This is a genomic window from Terrimonas alba (assembly GCF_042434975.1).
GTDB classification, from domain to species: Bacteria; Bacteroidota; Bacteroidia; order Chitinophagales; family Chitinophagaceae; genus Terrimonas_B; species Terrimonas_B alba.
In genome coordinates, this window is record NZ_JBHMQM010000009.1 from 248,208 (window position 1) to 272,703 (window position 24,496).

The following is a 24,496-nucleotide window of genomic DNA, read 5'->3' on the forward strand; positions in this document are numbered from 1 at the left end:
AGAAAAGGTTGCCAGCCGTCCGTTTGCTTCTCCACCGCGGCGGAACGCAATGCCTGGCTGGCAACCATCATTACTATTTAGGCGGCACGAAGATCTGCTTCAACTGTTCTACCAGCATGCCATTGCCGCTTACACTGATGCTGCTGATCTTATCTGCGATTGTTGAGACGTATTCCATCTCTTTCAGCTTCCACAGCATCGCATTTTCTTCCATCAGTTTGGCAGTGTTCAGCAGGCTACGGGTACTTGCAGTTTCCTCACGACGCATGATAGTATTAGCCTGCGCTTTCTTCTCAGCGATCAATACCTGGTTCATGATCTTCTTTACATCACCCGGCAGGATGATATCACGGATACCAAAACCATTTACCTCCACACCCAATGCAACTGCTTTTTCCTTTACCTGTTGCAGGACGAAAGGAGCAATCGCTTCTTTCTTTTCCAGCAACTCATCAAAACTGTAACCAGCTACATATTCACGCAGTGCCAGTTGAAAAGCCACATACAATTGCTTATCGTACTCTTTGTTCATCAACACGGCTTTTTCAATATCAGCCACCTTGTACTGCGCCCAGGCATTGATACGCAAAGCAGCCTTGTCCCTGGTCAGGATTTCCTGGCCATTTATTTCCAGCTGCTGCTGACGCATATCCACCCGTGCAATATGAACGGCAATATTGTTCTTCCACCAATAATATACACCGCTATTCAGCACTTTATCAAACTTACCGTTAATAAACAGCACAGCCTTTTCATAGCTCTCAACACTTAGGTTACGAACATAAGGCGCTACATATTTGCTCATCAAAACGGACCGGTCTATGTTTTCAGTGATTTCGATCTTACTGATATCAGCACGAACAAAATCATACTGAACAACTGATTTCCAGAAAGTGTAACGACCAGCGGTCAATACCTGTTTTAGCAAACCATTTTCATACTGCAAAACAATCTCGTTGTCTCCAACTTCTACTACATGCAGAATGTCTGCCAGTATAGCGTCCTTCAGCAGGATGTTCAGTTCAACCGGCGCAATGAACGGCCTGGTCACATCATAGAGGTACACATTTTCATTTTTCCAGAACCAATACTTACCGGTCAGCAATACACGCTGATAAGCTCCATTCTTAAATACCAGCGCTACCTGGTATTCGTTTACTTTTACTCTTTTCATATTGTTTGTTTTTAGCCACAGATGAACACAGATTTACACAGATTTACACAGATTTACACAGATGATCATTTATGGCTGTTCAAAATTTTTTTAATAAAGTCAATGTTGCTCATCACCCGGTAATCGCGGAAAAAGATTTCAATCATGCTTTCTATACCAGTTTGTCATCACTCAACTGCCGGGATGTTCACAACAGTTTTACAATGAAAAAGTGATACATTCCACATGATTGTTTACCTGCCTGCAGGTGCTTACCAGGTTGCAGCATTTCCAAAACTTTCCCATTCAAGGTACTCGTTCTTTCAAGTCCTCATCATGATACATTACTGCATCATATCAGGAAGTCATAGGCCTTACTGCCGATAAACAACATTGACTTTAATTTCTCTCACCATTTGAGAAGTGGTGTACTTCTTTTCCTCTACATTATCAGTGTAGTGCTCTAACCAACTGAGCTATCCAGATTATGAGCCTGGAGCAGGAGTCGAACCTGCGACCCTTGTTTGCGTCTACCTTTTCGCCATCATGACTTATCGTGAGTAGGATTCGAACCTACACGTCTGTGGTCAGACAAACTAGTGGGGATTACATATTGCTGCAACAGCATACAGCGGGTTACTACTGCTGCACTATGGTGTTTCTTTGAAACACTCATCCGGTTTGCTGTCAACATGCAAATTCCCATCTTGCCGTTAAGCAAGCTTTTGTGTTGATTTGAAATCAACAATATTGTCAAGAACTTTGTCTACACCATGATTTGAGAAGATTAGTCACGGTTCAGACTTTTTAATTCATCAACTCTGCCTGTCGCCTGAATCCGACCACTTCTGTTTTTTCAATAGGCTGAGTTTTCTCGTTTGGATTTGCGATCTCAGCGATGGTCATCGGCTGATTGATTACCGTATCAAATCCAAAGTGCTTTGATAACCGTTGTGCCTTTTTTATTCCCAGTTTTTCAAATTCATATTTGGCGATCAATCTTCCTTTTCGCAACAGGGCATTGTCCACCATCGTCAGCGAACTGTTGAACGTACAGATCAGTTGCACATTCAGAAAATCTGCCAGCAGGCCGTCAGAAATATTCAACAGGTTCGACACCGACGAACTGCTGTTGTGTCTTCTGTCCATGATGATATTCTCCGCATCTTCAATAATCAAAACAGTGTTCGGATTGTCGATCAGCAGTTCGATAAAGTCAGGGTTCATCAGGTTGCCTGCAACCGATGGAGACAAGAACAACACTCTTTTTTTGATCTTACCCACCAGGTAGCGCAGGTAAGTCGTTTTACCTGTACCCGGCAACCCGTGAAGCAACACAATGCCTTTATCATTCTTCTGGCTTAGCCTATTCCTGATCACTTCATCTGTTTCTTTAAAATCATCTTCATAAAAAAGATCAAGGTCCAGTTTTGTCCGTTTAATCTCCATCGCTTTCAACCCCAGTTGATTCCTGTTCTGCACAATCAGGTTGATCTCGAGTGGTTGCCTTCGCTGTCTTTCTTTGAACTGTATAGCAATCATAAAAATTGCTTCTACCAATTCCGGTTGCTGACCGTCATGCAGGATCTCGCAATAATAATCATCCACCTCCAGCACAATATTTTTATTCATAATGATGATCGTCTTGTCAAACTCAAACCGCTTTTTAGCCTTCTTGTACCATCTCGTTTGGTGAATGTTTGCTATACTGCCTGCAAACTTTTCCCTGATCGCGGCAAAGGCTTTTTCTCCATTGATCTGCCCGATATAATTTATACTCGGTAGCAGGTTGAAGCTGTACAGGTAAAGCATTTTAGCATCCAGGAAGGAATCGGTAAACACGTTGTTGGCGCTGATCACTTTCTGGTTATATAGATTGTCCATTTTGTTTAATTTTTTAACCCTCCAAACCTCCCTAAAGGGAGGCTTAGAAGACTCCAGATTATTTTAAATCTTTTAATTACTGGCGACTCCAAAGTCTCCGCCGCCTAGCGGAGATTTAGGGGTTTACCACTTTATTTGCACAATTGGAACTCGCAAAAGCTTCCGGCTTGGCTTTGAAAGCAAAGCCCATCCCAACGATATAACCCATGGCTTCTTTCAATGCATCATTGCTTTTGAAGTTAGGGTTGGTGTTGATGTCGGCATGCACTTCCAAATCCACACTGTAGCGGGAAAAGATATTGCACAGGTCAAAAGCCACTTCAATGCTCTTACCCACTTCCACCAGCATCCGTTGTTTGATACTCATCTTTTGTTGAGTGATCTCATTATGCATATACATGAAACCGCCCTTTCCTTTCCGGATGAATACGATCACGGTGGCAAACTCAATGATCTTTCCTTTTACCTGGCTATCGGTACCGATGCATACTTTCAGCTCATGACCAGCTTCTCTTTCACGCATCAATACATTAGTTACTTCTTCGGCAATAGGAATTTTAATTCGTTCGCCGTTTAATTTTCTCCATTTCTGCTGTACCTGTTCCATTGTTTTATCATTTATCATTCAGCACGGGTTGAAGGATTCGAACCCTCATCCACAGATTTGGAGTCTGTGATGTTAGCCATTACAATAAACCCGTAAATGTGGTACTCATCCCGATACCTATCGGGACTTAACTGGATTTTCAGTCCAGTGCCTAGACCATCTCTGCCAAAGCACCATTTGTTTGTGATGAATATTGACTGGCCATTATCTGCTCACCTGCCTGCCGGCTGGCAGGTGATCGAATTCATCCATCACAAACATTAATTTGCCGCTACCTGCCTGACAAAACCAATAGATGGCTCAGGCGTTGCCAATCTGAATGCAGCCAAATTTTTGATCAGCTCATTCGCCCATGAATGTTGCTGCGGTGTATGCAACACCTGGCAATAATTGTTTCCTAATTCTATCATTCTCTTATTGGTCAATATGAAAATGGTATTGTTAAAAAACATCTTTTTTTCGCTATGCTCATAATAAGAGTGCTGGTAAGTATACAACACTTCATTGGCCAAATTTTCGGTGATGAAAGCAAAGGCTTTGGAAATATCTATCTCCCCGATAAAGCTTACACAGCTTATGGCATCAAACTCCAACGCATACAACGCCTTTACTTCCACAAAATGTCCATTGAACAACCCTGTCCATTCATTGATCTTTCTTTTACAATTTCTCCAAAACATATTATCCGTTTTAATTTGTCTAAACCGGGATTTATAGGATGATTAGGATTACCTGGGTCATCTCATCAATCTTATACATCATGGCCATCTCAGTTCAGATAGTTAGTTGATCCCTGATAGCTATCGGGTGTTCTCCACATTCACCGTGTCCTGCCTTTAATGGTCATTCATTTGGAAAAGTATCCCCGCTGTATCTCACGGGGAATACTTGTTTCCTCCTTCTGCACATAATAATTTCTAAGGCCTCGTTCCTTTCGCTTTGCGGTACTCTATTTCGTTGTTGATCATCTCCACCACCAGGTGAATCAGTAATACAACCAGTATAAATTTCATCTCCTACCTTCCTTTATTTTTTTCACCGGCACAAAAAAGCCCGGTCAGTTATGACCGGGCTATCTTTTGTTCAGCACACTATGTGCCTACTCCTGGATATACCACGGTCGTTTATATTCATTATCATTCTCATTGCCTATGGGCACAATACTTCTACTTGTTTGTACATACCAATAGCATTCGGATGACAGTAGCATCACGTTCATTGCTTTTGTAAATCCTTTATGTCGTAATTGTTTCAACATTTTTATACGGTTATTAAGATTCAAAATCAACACAAGTCATATAAAAGCAACCTGAACACATCTTTATAATCCTCAGAATCTTCTCAAACCTGCCTGACAGCGGCAGGTCATGATTCAGACAAAAAAACACCGCCCCGATTGTGATCGGGGCGGGGCCTGTATTTCATTGAGTTCGTTTTATCAACTTATTCTGCAGCATTACATGCCCCGCAACCAGTATAGTCTCCTTTGGGACTAAACCAATTCACTGATTCAATATGTAATTGTCTGCGTAGCATGTTTATTAATTTGCAATGCAAAGATTGAAATTATTTTTTGTTGTCGCCAAATTTTAGAGAAGAAATTTTAAAAATAATTTTTCCTTAAGAATTAAAACCGCTGATTTGTATTTCTTTCATGTCCCAATATCCCAATTCACTTATGACTAGTTTTACCTCGTATGAACCAGCAAAAAATGTTTCATCACTTCCCATCCTGGCCGTGGCTTTGTATTGGCCTAGCACATAACAATTGTTTTCTTTTACAGTGCAGTCATCAACATTAAATTCAGTCATTTCAATTTCATCAAACAATGACTTGAACCTGTTTATCCTTTCCCCGTATAATTTAAAATCATTGTAGAAAAGCCCATTGAAAATAAAACCATCTTTAGCATAATGTATATCATAAAAAAGATCAGCTTTCCGGAATATATCATTAAATAAATCTTGCTCTACCAATCTTGAATTATCATACACAGGATCAGGATGAAACTCATCATAAATAAAATTAGTGGTCCAGCCCGGCAGATTCATATCATCCGTCTCATGTTCAAACAACTCTTCGGTAGTAAACCGATAAAGTTCTCTTACTGAAATATTGGGACTGCAAACACTCAGGTCAATACCATGTTTGTCGAGATATTCACTCAATTGATTCCATGCGGCTTCAATATCTTCATTTGCAATTTCTGCTACAGGTTTAAAATGCTGCGGTCTGCCGATTTTATCAAATACTTTGATGGTCTTATGACCGGAAAACTGTTTTTCAAAAGCCATTACATTATTCAGAAACTGGTTTTCTATTTCCGTCGGCAGATTAGTATTGTCATTACCAGCGAAATGTGTTCCTTGTTCCAGCATTAGTTTCATTTTCAGAAACTCGTTTTCTGCTTTAAGCTTTTCGTCTCCTTCAAGATGATTAAAATCTTCCATAGCTGGCAATTTTTATGAAAGCTACTGAAATTATCAACAAGTATTTTAATGGTTGTCACCCGAAAATACATCCGGGATCAAAGGCATATTCCGGGTCGTACCGCGGAATTAAAACATCAATTTTGCTTAAAAATGCCTGATAATACAGGATTGGCATACTGAAAAATTAAATACCCGGGATGCATACATGAAGCTGTTTAAAGTCATTAGCCTACATGATGATGCTATAGCCCGCCGGTATAATGGATTGGGAGGTTCAAGATGGGTGATGACCGTTGCCCAGCTATTTGCTGAAAAAATAATTACCCAAAACGACATCAATGATTTTTCGGATAAAACGAAACAGGTGATTTATTTGTGGGCAAGGTAATTTTTTAGAAGTTTACCTCTTCAATAGCCGGCATTGCATCATAGGTTCTACCGTTGAGGGTTCTTCCAGTTTTCTTTTTATTCGTTCCGCCCCATTGTTTAAAAAAGAATGCCACTTTCGCTTTTTCGCATTGCTGTTGTATATCCAGTACCCAATCAACATCCATCGGTCTAGGTATTCTTCCGCTTTCTCCTCCAACAATTACCCAATCGATTTTCTTAAGATTTAGTTTTTTCAACGGACCAATTAAAGGCTCGCAGGAAAGAAACTTTGTTCTTGCATTTGTTTTACGAAGATCATCAATTCGGTGCATCACTCTTTCATCTTCAACCGACACACCCATCCAGACATTATGAGTCCAGTTTAACTCTTTATGATATTTCAATAAAATGTCTGATCGCTTGGTTAGCACCTGGAAAGTATGTTGAGGACAGTCATTCATTGTCTGAAAAACCTTCTTGATAAACTCGAGTGGCACGTCCTTATGAAATAAATCACTCATTGAATTCACAAAGACAATCTTTGGAGACTTCCATCCGAAAGGTGTCAACAATGCATCTTCATGTGTTCTTATCTTGAAACCTTCTTTATACTTCTCAATACCCATCGCCTTTAACCGACGGGTCATTACTTCCGCATAACAATATTTGCAGCCAGCAGAAATCTTATTGCAACCAGTGGTCGGGTTCCAGGTCATTTCGGTCCATTCGATTGAAGATTGTGCCATATTTACCTTTTTCTAAAAATATAAGTAGCTTTTTTTGATTTATATTCAGTATAAGTTAAACCAAAACCAGGTGTTTTATCCATGGATATGCCGTTATAATCTGTAATTTCAATTATTTTGTTTGCTTTCATTTCACGAAGTACTTGGCTCATGTGAGAAGCTTTAAATTGATTACGCAAGGTAAATTCATAAAGTTCGATATTAGATACCTGTATCATCGAGCCAATTAAACTTCTAAATAGTTTCTTTAAATTAGAAATACTGATATTTTTATCATACTCCGTAAGCGTTTCACCGAAAAGTGTAGACTGATCGCTTCTTTGGTTAAATCCTTTGCCTAAACTATCGTTCTTCCATTTTGCCTCGATAAATTTCTCCAATCCATAAATGTGATGCCCGATAAAGAAAAGTGCATAATAATTTGCTTTGTTTCGCTCTATATAATGCGAAGCGGTATAAAATTCTCCGTTAAAAGAAAATGCCTTTCTTAATTCTTCTATATAGTCAAAAATATTTAGGTTAACTTCAGTTATCACTTTGGAGCTCGTCTCAAAAAAGCTATGGATAAATTTCCTAAGATTCTCGTAGGCCTTCTTCTCATAATCGGTCAAGGCTTCGTCAGTAAATCTCTTCATATGGGCAACAGGCAAAAATAAAATCACCTCAGATCTTCTTCGTTTTAGTAACTGATATAATTTGTCCCTTTCTATTTTTGAATAACCATAGGGGTCAATAAAAACTAAACTCCGCTCCTTATCCGAAAATCCATTAATTTTTTCCCCAACTAAATCCATCATTTCTGATGCATCTAAATTAAAAGGAGTAATCTTACAATTTTTAAAGGGCAAGCTTCCAATTAGCTCACTAACAGAGTATACTTTATTTTCATCAAAATCATTAATAAATAGATTTACCCGCTTACTGACTTGTCCTCTTTGCTGGAAATAAGCTTCGTAATCCAATACGCAGGAAGCTGCTATCAGCGGACTACCCATATTCCCATCATCATAAATACCTGTGCCACAAAAAATATCAAAAATATTTATCGCTTCGATAAATTTTGAGTGCCCAAGAATTGGTAAGTATTCTTTTAAATAAGTCTTGTATAAATCAAGTTTTGCTTTTGAATGCGGCAGGACCAGCTTTTTTGGATTCTTTTTTGACATAAGCCGTAAGTTATCTATAAATATAACCAACACTTTTTGTCAAAACAATCTCCCCTGTTCCCCCGGCCGCCTGAAAATACTCGTATCAAGATGCCATTCCTCTGTATTCATACCATACAGCTTTCCGTATTTTTTATATTGCTGCGCTACCATTTGCGCAATGGCTCCTTCTCCCCTCATCCGTACGCCCCATCGGCTATCATTTACTTTTCCATCGTGGCTTTGCTCCAGCAGGTGCCACACTTTATCCGCCCGGTCAGGAAAATTTTTATACAACCAGTCATGGAATAAAAATTTGATAGCACCATTCAACCGAATAAAGGTATATGCCGTAAAGGTGGCGCCGTTATCTCTCGCCTCTTTCATGATGCGTTGCATTTCATGTTCATTTAGTCCCGGAATCATCGGTCCCATCATAATGCCCATACGAACACCGGCGCTGCTGAGTTCATTGATCACTTTCAGTTTTTGTTTGGCTGTCGTTGTTCTTGGCTCCATCACCCTTCTCAGATCTTCATTAAAAGAAGTAATGGAAACCATCGCCGATACGATTCTTTTCTTCGCCATCTCCTGCAATACATCTTTATCCTTTAGTATCCATGAATTTTTTGTCAGTATTCCCACGGATTGGTTAAACTCATTGCAAACTTCCAGTAGTCCTCTTGTCAAACGATATTTTTGTTCGGCAGGCTGGTAACAATCTGTATTGCCGCTTAGCATGATGGGGGTAGCATCCCATTTCGGGTGCATCAAAAATTTTCGAAGCAATTGCGGCGCATTTTTCTTTACTATTATCTTTCTTTCAAAATCAAGACCGGCGCTATAGCCCCAGTATTCATGCACATTGCGGGCATAGCAATAGATGCAGCCATGTTCACAACCGGCATAGGGATTCATACTGTACATCATGCCCACATCGGGGCTGTCCACTTTATTCACAATAGTTTTTGATTCCTGTTCGATGTATTGTGTAGGAAGATTTTCTTCGCTCCAATCGTCGATGCCCTCAATATGCTCTCTTGTTCGTTCATTTTTCAAAAAACGATTCTTCGTGTTGAACTGCGCACCCCGGCCCTGCACGTATTGCTCCGACTCTTCTTTATTTTTAGCAGCGACTTTAAAATGATCCTGCTGTAAATTTTCAGACATAGATATTTGGTTTTTGGTCGTTCTTCAAAACAAAAAAGGAGAATAAAGAGTTATCCCACTCAATCACTTAACACATTATCTTACTCTCTATTCTCCTTTGTACATTCCCATCCCACTTTATTGGTTATCGTTACTGCTTCTATCCGAATAACTCCCCCTGTTTTGTCAACACCGGTAGATTTTGAAATTCAAATCGTCTTACCGTTTTATACTTCTTTTCTCCGACGGGTCTTCGTAACAATGCCATTTCATTAGCAATAAACCGCCCGGTGAAATTTTTATTACTGTATTCGAGCCAGCCTTTCTCATACTGCCAGGGTTGCAACTTTCTTGCAACCGTTACATGGGGTTCCATAATAAAGTGCGGTTTATTTTCATCATTCAATTTCATCAGCCGCTGGGCTTCACTGCGCACTTGTTTTACCAGGCTTTGAATGGGGACTTTAGAGGCAACATTAATAAAAATGGTGTGCGAAGGAAAGCTGCCAAAATCCTTTAATTCTACTTTAAATGGCGGAAATGCCATACCGACCACCTTCAGCCGGTTGATCAGCCGCTCTTCCATCATTTCATACTGCACAAAATTGGCCAGCGTTATATGTGGTCTGCCCCATTTGGCCTGATCTGATTGGTATTTGTCACCAAACTCTTCCTTAACCTTTATTATTTTGTTCCATAATTCTTCATGGGGACTTAATACGAGCAAATACTCATTAATTCGATAGCCGGGTAAGGTTGTTGTTATATCCAGTTGCATAAGATTAAGTATTAATTGAAAAGATTGTTATTTACTGGTAGTTGAAATCTGCTTACCACCCCGCAGCCATCAAATTGATGGTCCCGTTTGAGAAGTGTTAACTCACAGGCAGCAAACGTTTCAACAAAAGTTTTCTGCGAATAATCCACCATCGCCTTTTCATACACTTTCTCAGGAAGCCTGCGGGCAATGGTCATATGTGGCCGGTTACACAAATAGACCGGCGGACAGCCATTTGACCGTACATAGGTGTCAATCACCCGCAACTGAGTAGCCAATCTTTTGAACGGCTGATGGTCCTGCACCCTCAGGTAAACGGTATGAGGCGGAAATCCACTGTAATTATTTAATGTTACCGGGAAACTGCCATGCTGTAGCCCGATACGTTGAATCCAGCGTATCAGCGTTTCTTCCATTTCCTCACGAGCCATAAAATTGGCTACTGTAATGTGTGGCTTTGTTTTGATAGAAACTTTTTGCCGGTATTGCTCATAAAAGCATTGCTTTTCTTTACTCACTTTATTATATACTTCATCATCTGGTTGAATGACCAATAAATACTCCTTCATGCCCCTGAAATTGTCAAAAGGCATTTCTGGCTGTATGAATTCCTGCTGCATAAAGAAAATTAAGTATGATCAAATATTTAGCATAAATTTACTAAAATTTTTAGCCAATCAAAAAATCTTTTTTATGGACAGTGAAGAGTTTTATGGTGCAGCCTACAAAGGCTCAAAGCAGTTCACCCAAAAAGAAGTAAAGACCGCCAACGCTACTGGCTTCGGCGCCGCGGCCGATGATTATATGGAACGCGGCATCGATTTGAATGAGCAACTGATCATGAACAAACCTGCCACTTTTTTCTTTCGTATGAACGGGGAAGCGATGGTGGGTGCCGGCATCTATCCGAACGATATATTAGTGGTAGATCGTAGTGTGAAAGCAAGCAATGGAAAAATCATCATAGCGGCGGTAGATGGAGAATTGCTGGTGCGTCGCCTGCAATTAAGTTTTAATAAAATGATATTGGCTGCCGAAAATAAAAATCATCAGCCAATTGAAGTGGGTGAATTTAGCCAATACAATTCCTGGGGCGTGGTGACTTGTGTGATACATGTGCTGGACAGTTCACTGCAAGCTTACCAGGCGAACAAGAACAGCAAAATGCAACGAACAGCAATATGAAAGGGTGCATGCCGAATTGTCGCTCGCATTAACCACAGAGATTCACAGAGTTTATCACAGAGAACACAAAGATTTTCCAGTGAGCTTTGACCCTTCTCAGTGTTCTCATGATCTATTCTTACCTGTTTATACAGCGACAATTTGGAATGCACCTATATGAAATGAGTCTAAAAAAATTCAAATAAAATTCTTACTCCCGATAGCTATCGGGACGATGAAAATTTTATGGCGAACCTATCTGCCGACAGGCAAGATTACATGTAGCCCAGCGTTGAAATAAAAATAAGCACATGAAAGCAATAGTTGATTGTAATAATTTTTATTGCTCCTGCGAAAGGTTGTTTAAACCGCATCTTGACAATAAGCCTGTTGTTGTTTTAAGCAACAACGATGGTTGCATCATTTCCCGCAGTGATGAGGCGAAGAACCTGGGTGTAGAAATGGCAGGTCCTTACTTTATGGCGAAGCCGTTGATTAAGAAACATAATATAGCCGTATTTTCTTCCAATTACAACCTGTATGGCGACCTGAGCTGGCGGGTAATGGAAACGCTTAGGACGATTGTAGGCAAACAAAATGTGGAAGTATATTCTGTAGACGAAGCCTTTTTAGATCTCAGCATTTTTCCGGTAGAAGACCTTCCTTCTATTGCAAAGCAAATAAGAGAAACCGTAGAGCAATGGACGGGTATTAAAGTGTCAGTGGGTGTGGCGCCTACGAAAGTTTTAGCAAAACTGGCCAATCGTCTGTCGAAAAAAAACAAAGAAAAAACAGGTTGTGTAATGGTACTTGATACCGATGACAAGATCATTGCCGCATTACGCAAAACGGAGGTGGGTGATATCTGGGGAGTAGGCCATCAATATGCCAAAAAGTTAAAAGAACTCTGGTGCATTTATGACGCATTGCAGTTACGAAATATGAGTGAAGAGTTTGCTCACACGCACCTCGGCGGCGTAGTAGGGGTACGGTTAATAAGAGAGCTGAAAGGAATTCCGACAAAAGAAATGGAAGATGAGCTGACCACAAAAAAAATGATCGCTACCACCCGCATGTTTGGTAGCCCTGTGGGTAATATCAGCGATATCAAAGAGGCAATAGCCACTTACACATCGAGAGCAGCCGAAAAGCTCAGGAGACAAAAAAGTGCAGCCAAAATGATCAGCATTTTTGTCGTTGCCAAAGAGCAAAATCACCTGATTGATTTTAGAGATCGTTATACAAGCGGCACCTTAACCACTTCCGTGATGCTTCCTGTTGCCACATCTTTTACCAACGAGTTAATCAAACCAGCCGTTGAAATGGTCGATAAGATTTTTACAAAAGGTGTGCTATACAAAAAAGCCGGCGTCATGCTGAGTGGTATTGTTCCTGACGAATCTATCCAGGGAAATTTATTTTTGCCCGATACAAAAAATTGTGAGCGAAAGTTGATGGACATGATTGACAATGTCAATTTCAGTCAGCGGGATGATGTATTAAAATTTGCCGCCAGTGGAACAACAAGAGACTGGAAGATGCGGCAGGAACTCAGAAGCCCCCGGTATACGACCCGTTGGAATGAGCTGTATGCAATTCATTAACCAAACAAACTTGTTTGCTTGTCTTTTTGCTCGCTGATAAACTTCGGTTTTATCAAATTAAGTCCGCATTCCTTATTCAGTTTATCCACCAAATAAACAGTTAACTCTGGCGAAGTAGCTTCATCGTGCATATGCATAAAAAAATATAATTCTTCTAATCCATTTTCCAGCCAGTATTTCACTCGTTTCACCCAGGCATCACTTCTTGTATAGTCGCTTGGATGCAGGCTATTGCCTACATAACGGATAAATGCTTTCGGAATCGTTAAGTGCATGTGGGCGCAATCCCTGCGCCCGGCTGTGTCGGTGATCACCGCCCCGAAATTGTTATCCCGTAAAAATGCAAATAGATCCGTCCTTTCTTTCTCTTTGCCGAACCAATCGGGATGCCGGACTTCCAGGAAGAACTGCAGGTCCTTTGGCAGTGCCGAAAGAAAATCAAACAATTCCTGTTTCCGTTTGGGAGAAAATGTATCACTCACCTGTACAAAGACGGGGCCCAAATGTTTTTCAAAAGCAACAATACCCCTGAAGAATTCATTAAGAAGAGGGTGCCTTGCATCTAACTTTCCCTTATGTGTCAATCCCTGGTACATCTTGGGACAAAACAAAAAATCCTTTCCTTTTGCTTTCTCAGCCCATTTACGGATGCCCGGCTCACCATAAATTTTATAATGCGTAGCGTTTAATTCAATACAATTATAATGCTGAACATAATGCTGCAAAAAATCTTTCTCCCGGGTTTTTAGCGGATATATTTTTCCAACCCATTCTTCCCTTCCCCATTTAGCGCAGCCCAGATAAACTTTAGCATTTTTAGCGGGCTTTCCTTTTAGTACAGCCTTATTGAAAGCAGGTTCTGCCGGTAAAGAAAAATCAATATGCGGCAATTCATTTTCATCTACCCGTCCAAATTCCATACTGTTATTTTATTCCTTCAAAAGTACTCAATCAGGTCAACAGAGTTATCAGGAAAAAAAGTACGCCGGTGAATTAAGGTGCCTAAATAACACAGGGAACTTTTCTAAAAGGCCTGGTGCTGTCAAATCTCAGTTGATCAGGTTTAGCAAACAGCGTCGTGTCATTTTTTTGTGTCACTTCACCGATGGCAGGCCATAGTTCTTCGCCATTTATCTTCCAGGCAACCTGGCGAACGGAAATTATTCCTTCTGACTTAAACAGGTACCAGCCTTTTATAATATCTCCGGACTGCTCTGCCATTACCGTTCCGTCGTTACGATCTTTCTGGTAAATGGAATAAGATAAAGCACCCGTTAAACTACTGCCCTTTTTTTGTAACTGCAGCGAAGATGTATCACGTTGTATTATTTGAGAATAACAACCCGATGACAGAGTATCCTCTGCTACGATGCTGGCAGGAGGAGTTATAGAATCTTTTTCTACTTGTGTAGAGGTTTTTCCTTCGTTATTGCAAGAGCCTGCCAGTAAAACAAAGGCCAGCAAGGCTTTAATACCCTTGTTCATAACTATCATTTTTTGAAATGACAGAAATAGTTATGCCAAACTGTAAAGCATCTCTAGTTTTAGGAGCCGAATTAATTCAAGTGCCGCATCAGTCGCCAGTATTTCTTTTTACAGCATTTAATAATTTAAAAAAGAAAAAGGTGACTTACTGGCCACCTTTTTGCTTTGCCTCTAACATTGCGAACTAGAAAAATCCAAGCTTTTGTTTATTATAAGAAATAAGCATATTCTTAGTTTGGCGATAATGATTGAGCATCATCTTGTGTGTCTCTCTACCAAAACCAGACTTCTTATAGCCACCGAAAGGAGCATGAGCAGGGTAAGCATGATAACAGTTCACCCAAACCCTTCCCGCCTGTATCGCTCTTGGTACCTGGTACATTTCATGTGCATCTCTTGTCCAGACACCGGCACCCAATCCGTATAACGTATCATTAGCAATAGCGATAGCTTCTTCTACTGTTTTAAATGTCGTCACAGCAGTAACAGGCCCAAAGATCTCTTCCTGGAAAATGCGCATCTTGTTGTGGCCTTTAAATATGGTAGGCCTGATATAATAACCATGTTCCAACCCACTGTTTTGATGAAAGGCTTCACCACCACATAACACCTGCGCTCCTTCCTGCTTACCGATATCCAGGTAGCTCAAAACTTTATTATACTGGTCTTCTGACGCCTGTGCGCCCATCATCACGGTGCCATCCAAAGGATTTCCCAGTTTGATTGCCTTCGTTCTCTGTATCACCCGATCCATGAACTTCTCATAGATTTTCTCATGCACCAGTATTCTTGAAGGACAGGTACAAACCTCACCCTGGTTCAGGGCAAACATCACTGCGCCTTCTACAGCCTTATCAAAAAATTCATCATCGGCATCCGCCACCGATTCAAGGAAAATATTGGGACTCTTACCGCCGAGTTCCATCGTTACCGGTATTAAGTTCTCAGATGCATATTGCATGATCAATCTGCCGGTTGTTGTTTCACCGGTAAATGCGACTTTATTTACTCTCGGAGATGATGCTAATGGTTTACCTGCCTCCGGGCCGAAACCGGTCACTACATTCAAAACACCTTTTGGCAAAATATTACCGATCAGTTCCATCAATACCATGATGCTGGTTGGTGTTTGTTCTGCAGGCTTTACTACCACAGTACAACCGGCAGCTAATGCCGGGGCTATTTTCCACGTGGCCATCAATAATGGAAAATTCCATGGGATGATTTGTCCTACTACTCCGATAGGTTCATGCAGGTTGATACTGACAGTAGTTTCATCATGCTCACTTACCGTTCCTTCTTCACTACGAATAACACCGGCAAAATACCGGAAATGATCTATTACAAGTGGAAGATCCGCGGCTCTTGTTTCCCGCAATGCCTTTCCGTTATCTATTGTTTCCACGACAGCGAGATACCCGAGGTTATCTTCAATTACCTGTGCTATTTTTAATAATAAATTACTGCGATAACTGGCTGCTGTTTTTCCCCATGATTGAAAAGCGGATTGCGCCGCATCAATAGCTTTATCGATATCTTTTGAATTGCCGCGGGCCGCTTTTGTAAATACTTTTCCGTCGATAGGTGAGATATTATCAAAGTATTCACCGCTATTGGGCGCTATCCACTCACCGTTAATATAATGATCGTATTTGTCTTTAAATTTTGGCCGGGCGGCCACATTGGATTTAGGGGCTGAAGTTGTTGCTGTGCTCATATGTAAGCGTTTTAATCGTTAAAGAATACCCGAATTTTTAAAATATCCGGTCAGCTATGGCGCATTTTTGTACTTATTTGTAGCACAATCGTACCAAAATCATTTGGCAGATTAAAAAGAATAGCTATTATTGAGCTTACAAAAAAATGTTGTGGCTGCCAGGAGTTATTTAAATAAGATTGATCTTACCCAACCCAAATACCTGCAAACGCTGGTAGAAAATCGCCGTGTTTTTAACCTGAATAATTGCGAGCTGAATATTTTTGAAAGCTACCAGGAAACCTATCGTGTACCCTTAACCTTTAGTGACTTCGTCATTACCAGTATGGTGCGTGGAAAAAAGGTAATGCATCTTTTTGACAAACCTTCATTTGATTATTTGCCGGGTGAAACCGTTATTGTTCCCGCCAACGAAACTATGGTCATTGACTTCCCCGAAGCACAGGCGGAAAATCCTACACAATGTATCGCTCTTGCAGTTGATGAGCGATATGTAAACAACACGTTGCAGTATCTTAATACTTTTTACAATAGTGACCGGTCGGGAGAGCATGAATGGAAACTACAATTCAATCAATATCATTTTGACAATGATACTGAAGTAACAGATTTGATCAACAAGCTAATGCGGGTCTGCAGCAGCGGAGACAAGGCTAAAAATATTTTTGCAGATCTAAACCTGAAGGAATTACTGATACGTCTCGTACAAAGCCAGTACCTGCAACAGGTAAAAATCGAAAGTGGTAAAGACTCGAATCAAAACCGTCTTCACTATGTGTTACATTATATCCATGAGCATCTGACTGAAAAAATTGCAGTGGACAAACTGAGCCGCCGTGCTTATATGAGCCGCAATTTGTTTTTTGCCTGGTTTAAAGAACAATTTGGTATCACACCGTTGGAATACATCAATAAAGAACGAGTAAAACTGGCTAAGCAATTACTGGCTGATAAAAATAATAGCATCACCAGTGTAAGTTTGCAATGCGGTTTTAGCGATGTCAATTATTTTGTTCGCCTGTTCAAAAAGACTGAGGGTATTACACCGGGAGCATATAAAAACTGTACCCTGAATTCATGATCCCCTTCATTCAACCCTGAATGAATTTGAGGCCGATACTATTTCCCCATTAGCATTAATTCCCTGTAAAACAATTAAGAAATCGCCTTTTTTATCTGAAGTATAGAACTGCATTGAAGCATTGCCTGATTCATCAATTGGTACATTTGGATTCCAATATAGTGTACTTCGAAAATCAGGAATCCGTTTTTGTCTTTCACTTTCCTGGTCATACCTGGGAGAATAAAATTCCCGTTGTAATTGCAGTCCATCATAATCAATCGCTACAAGCCCTGGTGTCAATTCAAACCCATCAAACTTACCATTATAGGTTTCGAAGCTGGCAATGCTTTTAAAGTTTACACCTCCTACCAGGTATTTACGGGGAACTACGTCCAGCTTTTTTACTTTTAATGGATCATAGGAAAATATTTTTTGGAAATCCATCAACGGTACACCGTCGAGCAAAACAAGCAACTGGTCATTGTAAACTGTCTGTGAAACTTCATCATATATGCTCATATAGAGCTTACCTCCTCTCAATACGACATTGATTGGCGTTACATACTCCCGCAACACTTCTTCCATTGTAGTAAAACGCTTATACTCATCCAACCGGTATGAGTATTCTGCTTTGCCAAAAAAAGGCAGTGTGTCTGAAAATGCAGGTGCAGTAAACCGACGAACACTATCAGCCCTGTAAATGTTCTGTACCTGCATAGAGATATTTTTATCAGTTAGCCGTGCTTCTTCATTTTTCGAAATGGCCAAATAGGGAGGCGATAAATTCATCTTTTCGTCTGAGTAAGACGTCAATACATCTACACGATAATTGGTTTGTGGTTCTGTTCCGGCCTGCACTATAATTTCTCCGGGGCCATAATAATTTTTTACATCAAACCATGCAACACCTTTACTGTCTGTTTTTGCAACAGAAAAACCAAATGGCGTGGTAGAATAAGATAGAAAACATTTAATACCCGGGGCAGGTTTTCCATCGGTGATATGCGTGATCCGGGCGGCAACCAGGTGACCCCTGTATTCAGGAATGAATAACCCGTTGCCGCCCCCGGCAGGCGAAAGAACCTCTTCCCATTCAAAACGCCGCCATCCCTGTGTAAGTAATAAATTATCGATCCCCTCTTCCACAGCCGCGTCATTGGAAAAGTAAAATCCCGGTGATTCAATGGATCCTTTTAACTCATCGCCAAGCCAGGTATAACTGACTATATCTTGCTGATCGGATTCCCCCAAAGAATCGAGCTGGTATACGGCTATTGAATAATTGTCGTTTTGATGGTTTTTATTACTTGTTGGATAAATGTCCAACTGAATTTTTTGTCTTGGCTCATAAATAACCTTATCACTTTTAAGACTTACATTGCTTACAACCTTCGGTCTTTTAAAAACCAACCTTTCGCAAACCGGCCTCTGACTGGCGTTGAATAAAGTCAAGTAGCTGATACCATCACCCAGGTCTTCTTTATTAACGTACAGTACGAGGTCACTTTCGTAATTGATAAAACCAGCTTCCGCCTTTTTAATTTGCTGACGGGTATGCGCCATCAAAAAAACCCTTTCTCCCCGAATAGCGACATCACTGCTTTTAGCCCGGATAAGTATCTTTATCCGTCCATCCCTGTTGTCCGTTACGCTCATTACATAACCGTGGCTATACGCTACTGGTAAAGCAGTGGTAAATATTTTTCCTTCCGGCAGTAAGAATGTGATTTTATATTGCTGATCCTGCTGTGGCTTCAATAAAAAACTACCCATTCCAAACTTGTGGGGCGAAAAATTGGCAATGGTGTCACCGTTGTTACTGGTCAATATCCCACGGGCATCAATCCCCTTGCCATTTTGATCTGCAATTTTAAAAGCGACTTTGCTTTCTATTCCTTCGACAAGGTTTCCACCTTCGGGGAAAAAAGCCGCTGTGATATAAATAGAATCCTGTTGAACCTTCTTTTCCGCAGGTTTAATAGTATTTACGATACTAACTACTTTTTCAAAAAATGATTTCGCACCTTCATTTCTCATCCAGTTGGTATAAGCTCTTAACACGTAATTATCTGAATTCAATGAGAGAGGCAAATAAAGAGAACCAGATCCACCTTTTTTAGTCAATTCAATTTTTGCCTGGAGTACAGGTCTACCGGTTCTGTCCAAAACCTCCAGATAAGCTACTTTACTGAAGTGGAGCGGTTGATTATTTGAAGCATCGACGCTATATAATTTGAACCAGATAATCTCACCGGCCAGGTAAAAATTTTTATCGGTATGTAGATACAGTTTTTCCTGAACTTGTTGATGATTGGCACTGGCAAATTTTTGCCTGATATTTTCAAACCGGTCTTCCTGGGCTAATAATACAAACGGCATTATTATCAGCGTAAAGAACATCAAGCCGGATAAAAAACGTTTTTTTTCTTCGTTCATTTATATTCAAATAATTTATTTAGTTGACAGACGATTACCAATAAGAAGGCCTGATAAGCGAACCATCCCTCGCCGTACACTCGACGCATGGTTTAGTTGAAAATTTATAGTGAGAGATCGTATTAAATGGAGTAAATACCGCACCATAAATAGAACCGTTACCATCATATGCCGCCTGGATACTATCAGGATCATTTTTAACAAGTATTTCCGGACAGTCTTCATAAAAATTCCACCAGTTCAGTTCAGATCTTGAAATAAATCTTCTCTTTTCGCTTACCTCTGAGGCCGATATAAAGCCTATCACTAATTCACCGGGGGCGGAAACACTGTGAATATTTCCTCTTAATTCGGATGGCTGCGCATCAAAAATAGTACCCAGGCTTTCAGAATTTTTTTTCATCATCTCATAGAATTCATACCCCTGTTTATCCAGCGCATATTGCCGAATTAAAATGCTATAACGAACATCCAATTTCTCATCACCATTGAAAAGAAAAGCAATTGGAGCCCGATGTATAATATCTGACTGCAATCGGGCCGATGATCCTAATAAAATGGAATTTGATACATCATATTTCCAGCAGGTAGCCACCGCTTCATCCAGTGTCCGTTTGCTAACTACCCCGTTTACATACTTAAATTCAGAATAATAAAAGGTTCTTATTTCCCATGTTTCATCATACTCCCAACGATAGTAACGGGTATTATTTCCAGGGTCATGTGTATCTACATTTAACTGCACACCTTTTTCATCCTGTTTCCAACTAATACTGTCAATAACAGGCGTGCTTCTCGCAGTAACATAATCGGATAAATATTCTTTGCCTCCGGCCGTTTTTATTCGTAACCGATATTCATTGTTGATAGCAAGGCCCAGGTCGGGAGATGAATAAACACCATCGCCTGTCATAGTTAATGTCCTTACAGTGTTATCCTTGCCTTCAACTGTTACCTGTGCATTGCGTTCGCCCTGCAATCGGGCTGTATCATCGAGCTTAAAAGTTCTGGAGAGCCGGATATTTGTAGGGCCTGCTCCCGCGATCAACACTCCTTCTACTACCAGATACGAGTCTGCAGAGGAAATCACTATGGGTTTATAAACCTCCTTACAGGAAAATAATGCTATAAGCATCCAGCATACCAATAAAATTTTCAGATTGCTCATTTTAGAACCGAATATTAAAATTTACAAATGGCAACATGCTGCCGAAAATTGACAACTTATATCCATTGACTAATCCATTCTCCGAAATAAAATACACGGAGTATGGGTTTTTTCTGCCCAATAAATTGTATGCACCTATCGTCCATGAATTATGCGTTTTCTGGTTGACTTTATGGTTACCGTCTATGTTCAATGAAAAATCTGTGCGTATGTAATCAGGTATGCGATAAGCATTCCTGTCAGAATAGAGCACTCTTTCTGATCCTGCATAGTAATACCTGCCAATCGGAAGTGTTATCGGCCTGCCTGTGCTGTAAGTAGAATTTAATGAGACGCTAAAGCGATGATTCACCCTGAAATTTCCGGCCAGTGTTACATCATGCGGTTTATCATAGTTGGCCGGATAGTATTCCCCACTGTTCACCCGCAGCTCAGGATCCTCTGTATTTGTTTTTAGCATAATGCGGGAATAGGTATAGCTGATCCATCCATTTAATTTTCCGCCCGGTTTTTTTATTAAAAACTCCAAACCGCAGGCTTTACCCTTCGTGTTGATAACACCTGTTTCAATAGTATGGTTCAATAATAATTTGGCTGCCGGTTTATAGTCGAGGTAGTCCTTAATATTTTTGTAGTACACTTCAACCGATGTTTCAATCGTATTGGCCTTTAAATTTTTATATAAGCCAAACGACACCTGGTCACCCTGTTGCGGTTTTATATTGGGATCGCTCAGCTTCCATATATCAGTCGGAGCAATAGCCGTTGTATTTGACAACATATGAATGTACTGCCGCTGCGTATTGTAAGCGGCTTTGATTGAAAAACTTGTAGTAAATGCATATCGTATGGAAAATCGATATTCAGGTCCATAATAATTTTGAATAGATTTTCCTTTTCCAAACTGCTTTGTTTCTGTTACATTACCTGGCGTGACCGGGAGCCCGGGTGCATAGTAATTTATAGTTTGTGGCCCGAGATAATTAAATAGCGAGTAACGCAACCCGGTGCTTACCGATAGTTTATTAGTTGGAGTAAACCGATGGGTAAAATATATATTGCTTTCAAGGCCCTGTTCATCTTCTACCAAATCAGGACTAACAATGGAATTATCATCATAAGGCTCATAAGAACCCGGCTGAAGATTATAACGAATAGCACCAGCCCCAAAATCAAAAGAATGCTTTTGATTGACATAGTAAACAAAGTTGGCTTTTGCATTTAATTGTGTAATTCCAAAACGTAGCTTAAAGGCCGTCTCCTTATCTTCCCGCCGGAATACTTTGTATTTATACTGATCGAATCCAATAATAAAGGCGGAGCTAAGTCTGTTATTAAAATTATGTGTCCATTTCAAACTAAAATTGCGGTTTGTGTAGGCATACGTCGTGTCACTGTCGAGAGCAAAGCGGTCATTGCTGAAATACCCTGAAAAGTAAAGATTGCTCGAGCTATCGACCCGGTGACTTATACCAAGATTCACATCCTGGAAAGAGGCCCGGCTATCTTCATACTCAGATGGAAGAAGCCCCAACAACCAATTGGCATAAGTGCTACGGGCACCAAAAATAAATGACGTTTGATCTTTTGCGATCGGCCCTTCCAGATGCACCCTGCTGGTAATAAGTCCAATACCCGCAGAACCGGTAAGCTTTTTTTTATTTCCTTCGCGGCTGTTTATATCTAAAACCGATGCTAACCGGCCACCAAACTTTGCAGGTATGCTGCTTTTATACAATTCTACATCTTTTATCACTTCGGGATTAAAGGCAGAAAACATTCCGAAAAAGTGAGAAGGATTATAAATCGTAGCATCATTGAAAAGAATAAGGTTTTGATCGGCTGACCCACCCCGCACATTGAAACCGGTACTGGCCTCCCCCACTGTTTTCACACCCGGCAAACTTGTAATAGCCCTCAATACATCGGCTTCCCCAAATACTGCAGGCACTTTACGGATATTATCAATGCTCATTCTTTCCACGCCCATTTGCACCCTGTTTATGTTGACAAGTTTTTTGGATGAAACGATCACTTCTTTCAAAGTAGTTACTTGTTCCCGGATATCTATATCCAGTTTGCCGGTTGAATAAACTGCTAATTGCAATTTTGTATCCTTCATACCTATGGCCAGGATATTCAACGTATGCTTACCAGCCGGCACGGTGAGAGAATAGTTGCCATAGGCATCTGTTACTGTAGAATGTTCATTGCTAATGAACACTGACGCATTAATGAGCGGTTCGCCCGATCTCGCATTCCGTACAGTACCGGTCAGGATAGCATTTCCCCTGACAGTATTCGTTTTTACTCCTATTTCGTAAAGTTTGCTTTCTGATGTTACTACACCAGTTTTTTTGAGTTCCAGCCCATAGTCAACGACAGTGTCCTTCATCGAATAAACAGGGGTTTTTCCCTCAGCCTGGAAAAATCCTTCCGGCAGTGTCGTAACAATTTTAATTCCTTTTGTGACATAAATCCTATTATCTCTGTCTATTGAAAATTGCAGACCGGTATTGTGAAATACCTTCGTCAGTACTGATGACAGCGTTTCGTTTTGCACTACCAGGTTTATACTGGTAGAATCGAGCTGAGCAGCATCGTAATAAAAAAAACAGGGTGCTTGTGATTCTATTTGCTTAAAAAATTCCGGCAACAGCAGACTATCAAAACGTCCGCTTATCACTATTTCTTTTTTACCCTGTGCCATGATCACCAGTGTAAACAATAAGAAAAAAGAACTGATTGCCAAATGCTTTTTCATTCTATTTACGCAGTTGATTATAGTATTGGGCAATAGCAATAATCGCCTTTTCCTGGTCGTCTTTATATCTTATACCCTGCGATTTCAGGTGCTTTATTATCGCCTGCCTGTTGACTTTTAAGATATCGAATAAAAATTTCTGTCTGTGAATGGGATGATAAGCGCCATCTCTTAAAATAAAATAACGGGTGGCTGAAACAAACTTTCGTTCGACTCTCATGTCAACGATATTTTCTTCTATTTTTTTACTGCGATGCACCAGGATTGTTGCATTTCCTTCGACAAGGTGCTGATAGAATCCTGGTTTTAATACATGGTCTTTATCAGCATTAAGCCGAACAAAATTCAATCCGTCAAAACTGAATTGCGCAATTCTCCCACTAAACAATCTTATTGGAGTTGAGCCTGGGTGAAGCAGAATGACATCGTCCTGGTAGATATCATACATGATCGAAACATCATGATACCAGGTGCCGTCAAATAATATGGAACCTTTTTGAAAAGCCGTAGAGGGATAAAAAGCATCACCAACAATACCCGGATAACCCAAAAAAACCCTTCCATTGTGAATAGCAAGTGTTTCGCCCTGATTGGCAAAATAGAAAGCCGCAATGCTGTCTACACCCGGGCTATCGGCAATTTGTGAATGCTGGCCCTCAACAATAAATGGAAGCAGAAAAAAGAATACAGTTAGTTGTCTCATATGCTATCACAATGTTTACAGTATTTCCCGGATGAAAAAATTATTCGGAAGTTGATGAAATACTAAAGACCGGCTTGCATTTAACAAAATACCGCCTTTATCAATTCAAAAATCCCTCCGCTCGGATT

Annotated in this window: 22 protein-coding genes and 1 tRNA gene; 4 read left to right on the top strand and 19 right to left on the bottom strand. The window is 40.4% G+C overall.

Features of this window, described 5'->3' with window-relative positions; translation table 11 throughout:
- Positions 1-73: 73 nt before the first annotated feature.
- The 7 genes from ACFEL9_RS23960 to ACFEL9_RS23990 all read right to left on the bottom strand — a co-directional run bounded on the left by ACFEL9_RS23960 (position 74) and on the right by ACFEL9_RS23990 (position 6,095).
- Complete coding sequence (locus tag ACFEL9_RS23960; RefSeq protein WP_385895310.1) at positions 74-1,174, bottom strand: slipin family protein; 1,101 nt, start codon at positions 1,172-1,174, stop codon at positions 74-76.
- Positions 1,175-1,960: 786 nt separating this feature from the next.
- A complete protein-coding gene (locus tag ACFEL9_RS23965) occupies positions 1,961-3,037 on the bottom strand; it encodes an AAA family ATPase (RefSeq protein ID WP_385895313.1) in 1,077 nt (358 codons plus the stop codon).
- Positions 3,038-3,152: 115 nt separating this feature from the next.
- Positions 3,153-3,662 (bottom strand): ribonuclease H-like YkuK family protein, encoded by a 510-nt coding sequence (locus ACFEL9_RS23970; protein WP_385895316.1) that lies wholly within the window; start codon positions 3,660-3,662, stop codon positions 3,153-3,155.
- A gap of 4 nt (positions 3,663-3,666) precedes the next feature.
- A tRNA-Trp gene (locus ACFEL9_RS23975) sits at positions 3,667-3,738 on the bottom strand.
- Between the two features lie 166 nt (positions 3,739-3,904).
- Positions 3,905-4,324 carry a hypothetical protein gene (locus ACFEL9_RS23980; protein ID WP_385895318.1) on the bottom strand — a complete coding sequence of 140 codons (420 nt, stop codon included), beginning with the start codon at positions 4,322-4,324 and terminating at the stop codon, positions 3,905-3,907.
- 419 nt (positions 4,325-4,743) lie between these two features.
- A complete protein-coding gene (locus ACFEL9_RS23985) occupies positions 4,744-4,902 on the bottom strand; it encodes a hypothetical protein (protein ID WP_385895320.1) in 159 nt (52 codons plus the stop codon).
- A 362-nt stretch (positions 4,903-5,264) separates the two neighbouring features.
- Complete coding sequence (locus ACFEL9_RS23990) at positions 5,265-6,095, bottom strand: hypothetical protein (protein ID WP_385895322.1); 831 nt, start codon at positions 6,093-6,095, stop codon at positions 5,265-5,267.
- 187 nt (positions 6,096-6,282) lie between these two features.
- Here ACFEL9_RS23990 and ACFEL9_RS23995 point away from each other — a divergent pair, with 187 nt between their 5' ends.
- Complete coding sequence (locus ACFEL9_RS23995) at positions 6,283-6,465, top strand: hypothetical protein (protein WP_385895324.1); 183 nt, start codon at positions 6,283-6,285, stop codon at positions 6,463-6,465.
- Between the two features lie 4 nt (positions 6,466-6,469).
- Here ACFEL9_RS23995 and ACFEL9_RS24000 read toward each other — a convergent pair whose 3' ends face one another.
- The 5 genes from ACFEL9_RS24000 to ACFEL9_RS24020 all read right to left on the bottom strand — a co-directional run bounded on the left by ACFEL9_RS24000 (position 6,470) and on the right by ACFEL9_RS24020 (position 10,884).
- On the bottom strand, positions 6,470-7,192 hold the full coding sequence (locus ACFEL9_RS24000) for a DUF5131 family protein (RefSeq protein ID WP_385895325.1): 723 nt from the start codon (positions 7,190-7,192) through the stop codon (positions 6,470-6,472).
- Between the two features lie 2 nt (positions 7,193-7,194).
- A complete protein-coding gene (gene tcmP, locus ACFEL9_RS24005; RefSeq protein ID WP_385895328.1) occupies positions 7,195-8,358 on the bottom strand; it encodes a three-Cys-motif partner protein TcmP in 1,164 nt (387 codons plus the stop codon).
- A gap of 39 nt (positions 8,359-8,397) precedes the next feature.
- Entirely contained in the window at positions 8,398-9,507 is a 1,110-nt protein-coding gene (locus ACFEL9_RS24010; protein ID WP_385895330.1) for a PA0069 family radical SAM protein, read from the bottom strand.
- A gap of 139 nt (positions 9,508-9,646) precedes the next feature.
- On the bottom strand, positions 9,647-10,264 hold the full coding sequence (locus tag ACFEL9_RS24015) for a 2'-5' RNA ligase family protein (protein ID WP_385895333.1): 618 nt from the start codon (positions 10,262-10,264) through the stop codon (positions 9,647-9,649).
- Between the two features lie 11 nt (positions 10,265-10,275).
- Entirely contained in the window at positions 10,276-10,884 is a 609-nt protein-coding gene (locus ACFEL9_RS24020) for a 2'-5' RNA ligase family protein (RefSeq protein ID WP_385895336.1), read from the bottom strand.
- Between the two features lie 73 nt (positions 10,885-10,957).
- On the opposite strand from ACFEL9_RS24020, the gene ACFEL9_RS24025 reads away from it, so the two are divergent.
- Positions 10,958-11,449, top strand: coding sequence for a LexA family protein (locus tag ACFEL9_RS24025; protein ID WP_385895339.1), 492 nt, complete (start codon positions 10,958-10,960; stop codon positions 11,447-11,449).
- Between the two features lie 290 nt (positions 11,450-11,739).
- On the top strand, positions 11,740-13,032 hold the full coding sequence (locus tag ACFEL9_RS24030) for a Y-family DNA polymerase (RefSeq protein ID WP_385895342.1): 1,293 nt from the start codon (positions 11,740-11,742) through the stop codon (positions 13,030-13,032).
- Here the strand turns inward: ACFEL9_RS24030 and ACFEL9_RS24035 are convergent.
- The 3 genes from ACFEL9_RS24035 to ACFEL9_RS24045 form a co-directional block, all read right to left on the bottom strand.
- Entirely contained in the window at positions 13,029-13,952 is a 924-nt protein-coding gene (locus tag ACFEL9_RS24035; protein ID WP_385895345.1) for a DUF72 domain-containing protein, read from the bottom strand. The two genes, ACFEL9_RS24030 and ACFEL9_RS24035, sit on opposite strands and share 4 nt — an antisense overlap.
- A gap of 82 nt (positions 13,953-14,034) precedes the next feature.
- On the bottom strand, positions 14,035-14,517 hold the full coding sequence (locus ACFEL9_RS24040) for a hypothetical protein (protein ID WP_385895348.1): 483 nt from the start codon (positions 14,515-14,517) through the stop codon (positions 14,035-14,037).
- Between the two features lie 184 nt (positions 14,518-14,701).
- Positions 14,702-16,234, bottom strand: a complete 1,533-nt coding sequence (locus ACFEL9_RS24045; RefSeq protein ID WP_385895351.1) for an aldehyde dehydrogenase family protein — start codon at positions 16,232-16,234, stop codon at positions 14,702-14,704.
- Between the two features lie 130 nt (positions 16,235-16,364).
- On the opposite strand from ACFEL9_RS24045, the gene ACFEL9_RS24050 reads away from it, so the two are divergent.
- A complete protein-coding gene (locus tag ACFEL9_RS24050) occupies positions 16,365-17,315 on the top strand; it encodes an AraC family transcriptional regulator (RefSeq protein WP_385895353.1) in 951 nt (316 codons plus the stop codon).
- 6 nt (positions 17,316-17,321) lie between these two features.
- On the opposite strand, the gene ACFEL9_RS24055 is transcribed toward ACFEL9_RS24050, so the two are convergent.
- From ACFEL9_RS24055 to ACFEL9_RS24070, 4 genes are read right to left on the bottom strand one after another with little or no spacing between them, the layout of a single operon-like run.
- Positions 17,322-19,733 carry a hypothetical protein gene (locus tag ACFEL9_RS24055; RefSeq protein WP_385895356.1) on the bottom strand — a complete coding sequence of 804 codons (2,412 nt, stop codon included), beginning with the start codon at positions 19,731-19,733 and terminating at the stop codon, positions 17,322-17,324.
- 34 nt (positions 19,734-19,767) lie between these two features.
- Positions 19,768-20,901: a DUF4249 domain-containing protein gene (locus ACFEL9_RS24060; RefSeq protein ID WP_385895358.1), complete on the bottom strand. Its 1,134-nt coding sequence runs from the start codon at positions 20,899-20,901 to the stop codon at positions 19,768-19,770.
- Between the two features lies 1 nt (position 20,902).
- Positions 20,903-23,665, bottom strand: a complete 2,763-nt coding sequence (locus ACFEL9_RS24065) for a carboxypeptidase-like regulatory domain-containing protein (protein WP_385895361.1) — start codon at positions 23,663-23,665, stop codon at positions 20,903-20,905.
- Between the two features lies 1 nt (position 23,666).
- Entirely contained in the window at positions 23,667-24,368 is a 702-nt protein-coding gene (locus ACFEL9_RS24070; RefSeq protein WP_385895364.1) for a hypothetical protein, read from the bottom strand.
- Positions 24,369-24,496: the final 128 nt, after the last annotated feature.

Coding starts and splice junctions, on each gene's coding strand:
- ACFEL9_RS23960 (WP_385895310.1), bottom strand. CDS start 1,174: ATGAAAAGAGTAAAAGTAAACGAATACCAGGTAGCGCTGGTATTTAAG.
- ACFEL9_RS23965 (WP_385895313.1), bottom strand. CDS start 3,037: ATGGACAATCTATATAACCAGAAAGTGATCAGCGCCAACAACGTGTTT.
- ACFEL9_RS23970 (WP_385895316.1), bottom strand. CDS start 3,662: ATGATAAATGATAAAACAATGGAACAGGTACAGCAGAAATGGAGAAAA.
- ACFEL9_RS23980 (WP_385895318.1), bottom strand. CDS start 4,324: ATGTTTTGGAGAAATTGTAAAAGAAAGATCAATGAATGGACAGGGTTG.
- ACFEL9_RS23985 (WP_385895320.1), bottom strand. CDS start 4,902: ATGTTGAAACAATTACGACATAAAGGATTTACAAAAGCAATGAACGTG.
- ACFEL9_RS23990 (WP_385895322.1), bottom strand. CDS start 6,095: ATGGAAGATTTTAATCATCTTGAAGGAGACGAAAAGCTTAAAGCAGAA.
- ACFEL9_RS23995 (WP_385895324.1), top strand. CDS start 6,283: ATGAAGCTGTTTAAAGTCATTAGCCTACATGATGATGCTATAGCCCGC.
- ACFEL9_RS24000 (WP_385895325.1), bottom strand. CDS start 7,192: ATGGCACAATCTTCAATCGAATGGACCGAAATGACCTGGAACCCGACC.
- tcmP (WP_385895328.1), bottom strand. CDS start 8,358: ATGTCAAAAAAGAATCCAAAAAAGCTGGTCCTGCCGCATTCAAAAGCA.
- ACFEL9_RS24010 (WP_385895330.1), bottom strand. CDS start 9,507: ATGTCTGAAAATTTACAGCAGGATCATTTTAAAGTCGCTGCTAAAAAT.
- ACFEL9_RS24015 (WP_385895333.1), bottom strand. CDS start 10,264: ATGCAACTGGATATAACAACAACCTTACCCGGCTATCGAATTAATGAG.
- ACFEL9_RS24020 (WP_385895336.1), bottom strand. CDS start 10,884: ATGCAGCAGGAATTCATACAGCCAGAAATGCCTTTTGACAATTTCAGG.
- ACFEL9_RS24025 (WP_385895339.1), top strand. CDS start 10,958: ATGGACAGTGAAGAGTTTTATGGTGCAGCCTACAAAGGCTCAAAGCAG.
- ACFEL9_RS24030 (WP_385895342.1), top strand. CDS start 11,740: ATGAAAGCAATAGTTGATTGTAATAATTTTTATTGCTCCTGCGAAAGG.
- ACFEL9_RS24035 (WP_385895345.1), bottom strand. CDS start 13,952: ATGGAATTTGGACGGGTAGATGAAAATGAATTGCCGCATATTGATTTT.
- ACFEL9_RS24040 (WP_385895348.1), bottom strand. CDS start 14,517: ATGAACAAGGGTATTAAAGCCTTGCTGGCCTTTGTTTTACTGGCAGGC.
- ACFEL9_RS24045 (WP_385895351.1), bottom strand. CDS start 16,234: ATGAGCACAGCAACAACTTCAGCCCCTAAATCCAATGTGGCCGCCCGG.
- ACFEL9_RS24055 (WP_385895356.1), bottom strand. CDS start 19,733: ATGAACGAAGAAAAAAAACGTTTTTTATCCGGCTTGATGTTCTTTACG.
- ACFEL9_RS24060 (WP_385895358.1), bottom strand. CDS start 20,901: ATGAGCAATCTGAAAATTTTATTGGTATGCTGGATGCTTATAGCATTA.
- ACFEL9_RS24065 (WP_385895361.1), bottom strand. CDS start 23,665: ATGAAAAAGCATTTGGCAATCAGTTCTTTTTTCTTATTGTTTACACTG.
- ACFEL9_RS24070 (WP_385895364.1), bottom strand. CDS start 24,368: ATGAGACAACTAACTGTATTCTTTTTTCTGCTTCCATTTATTGTTGAG.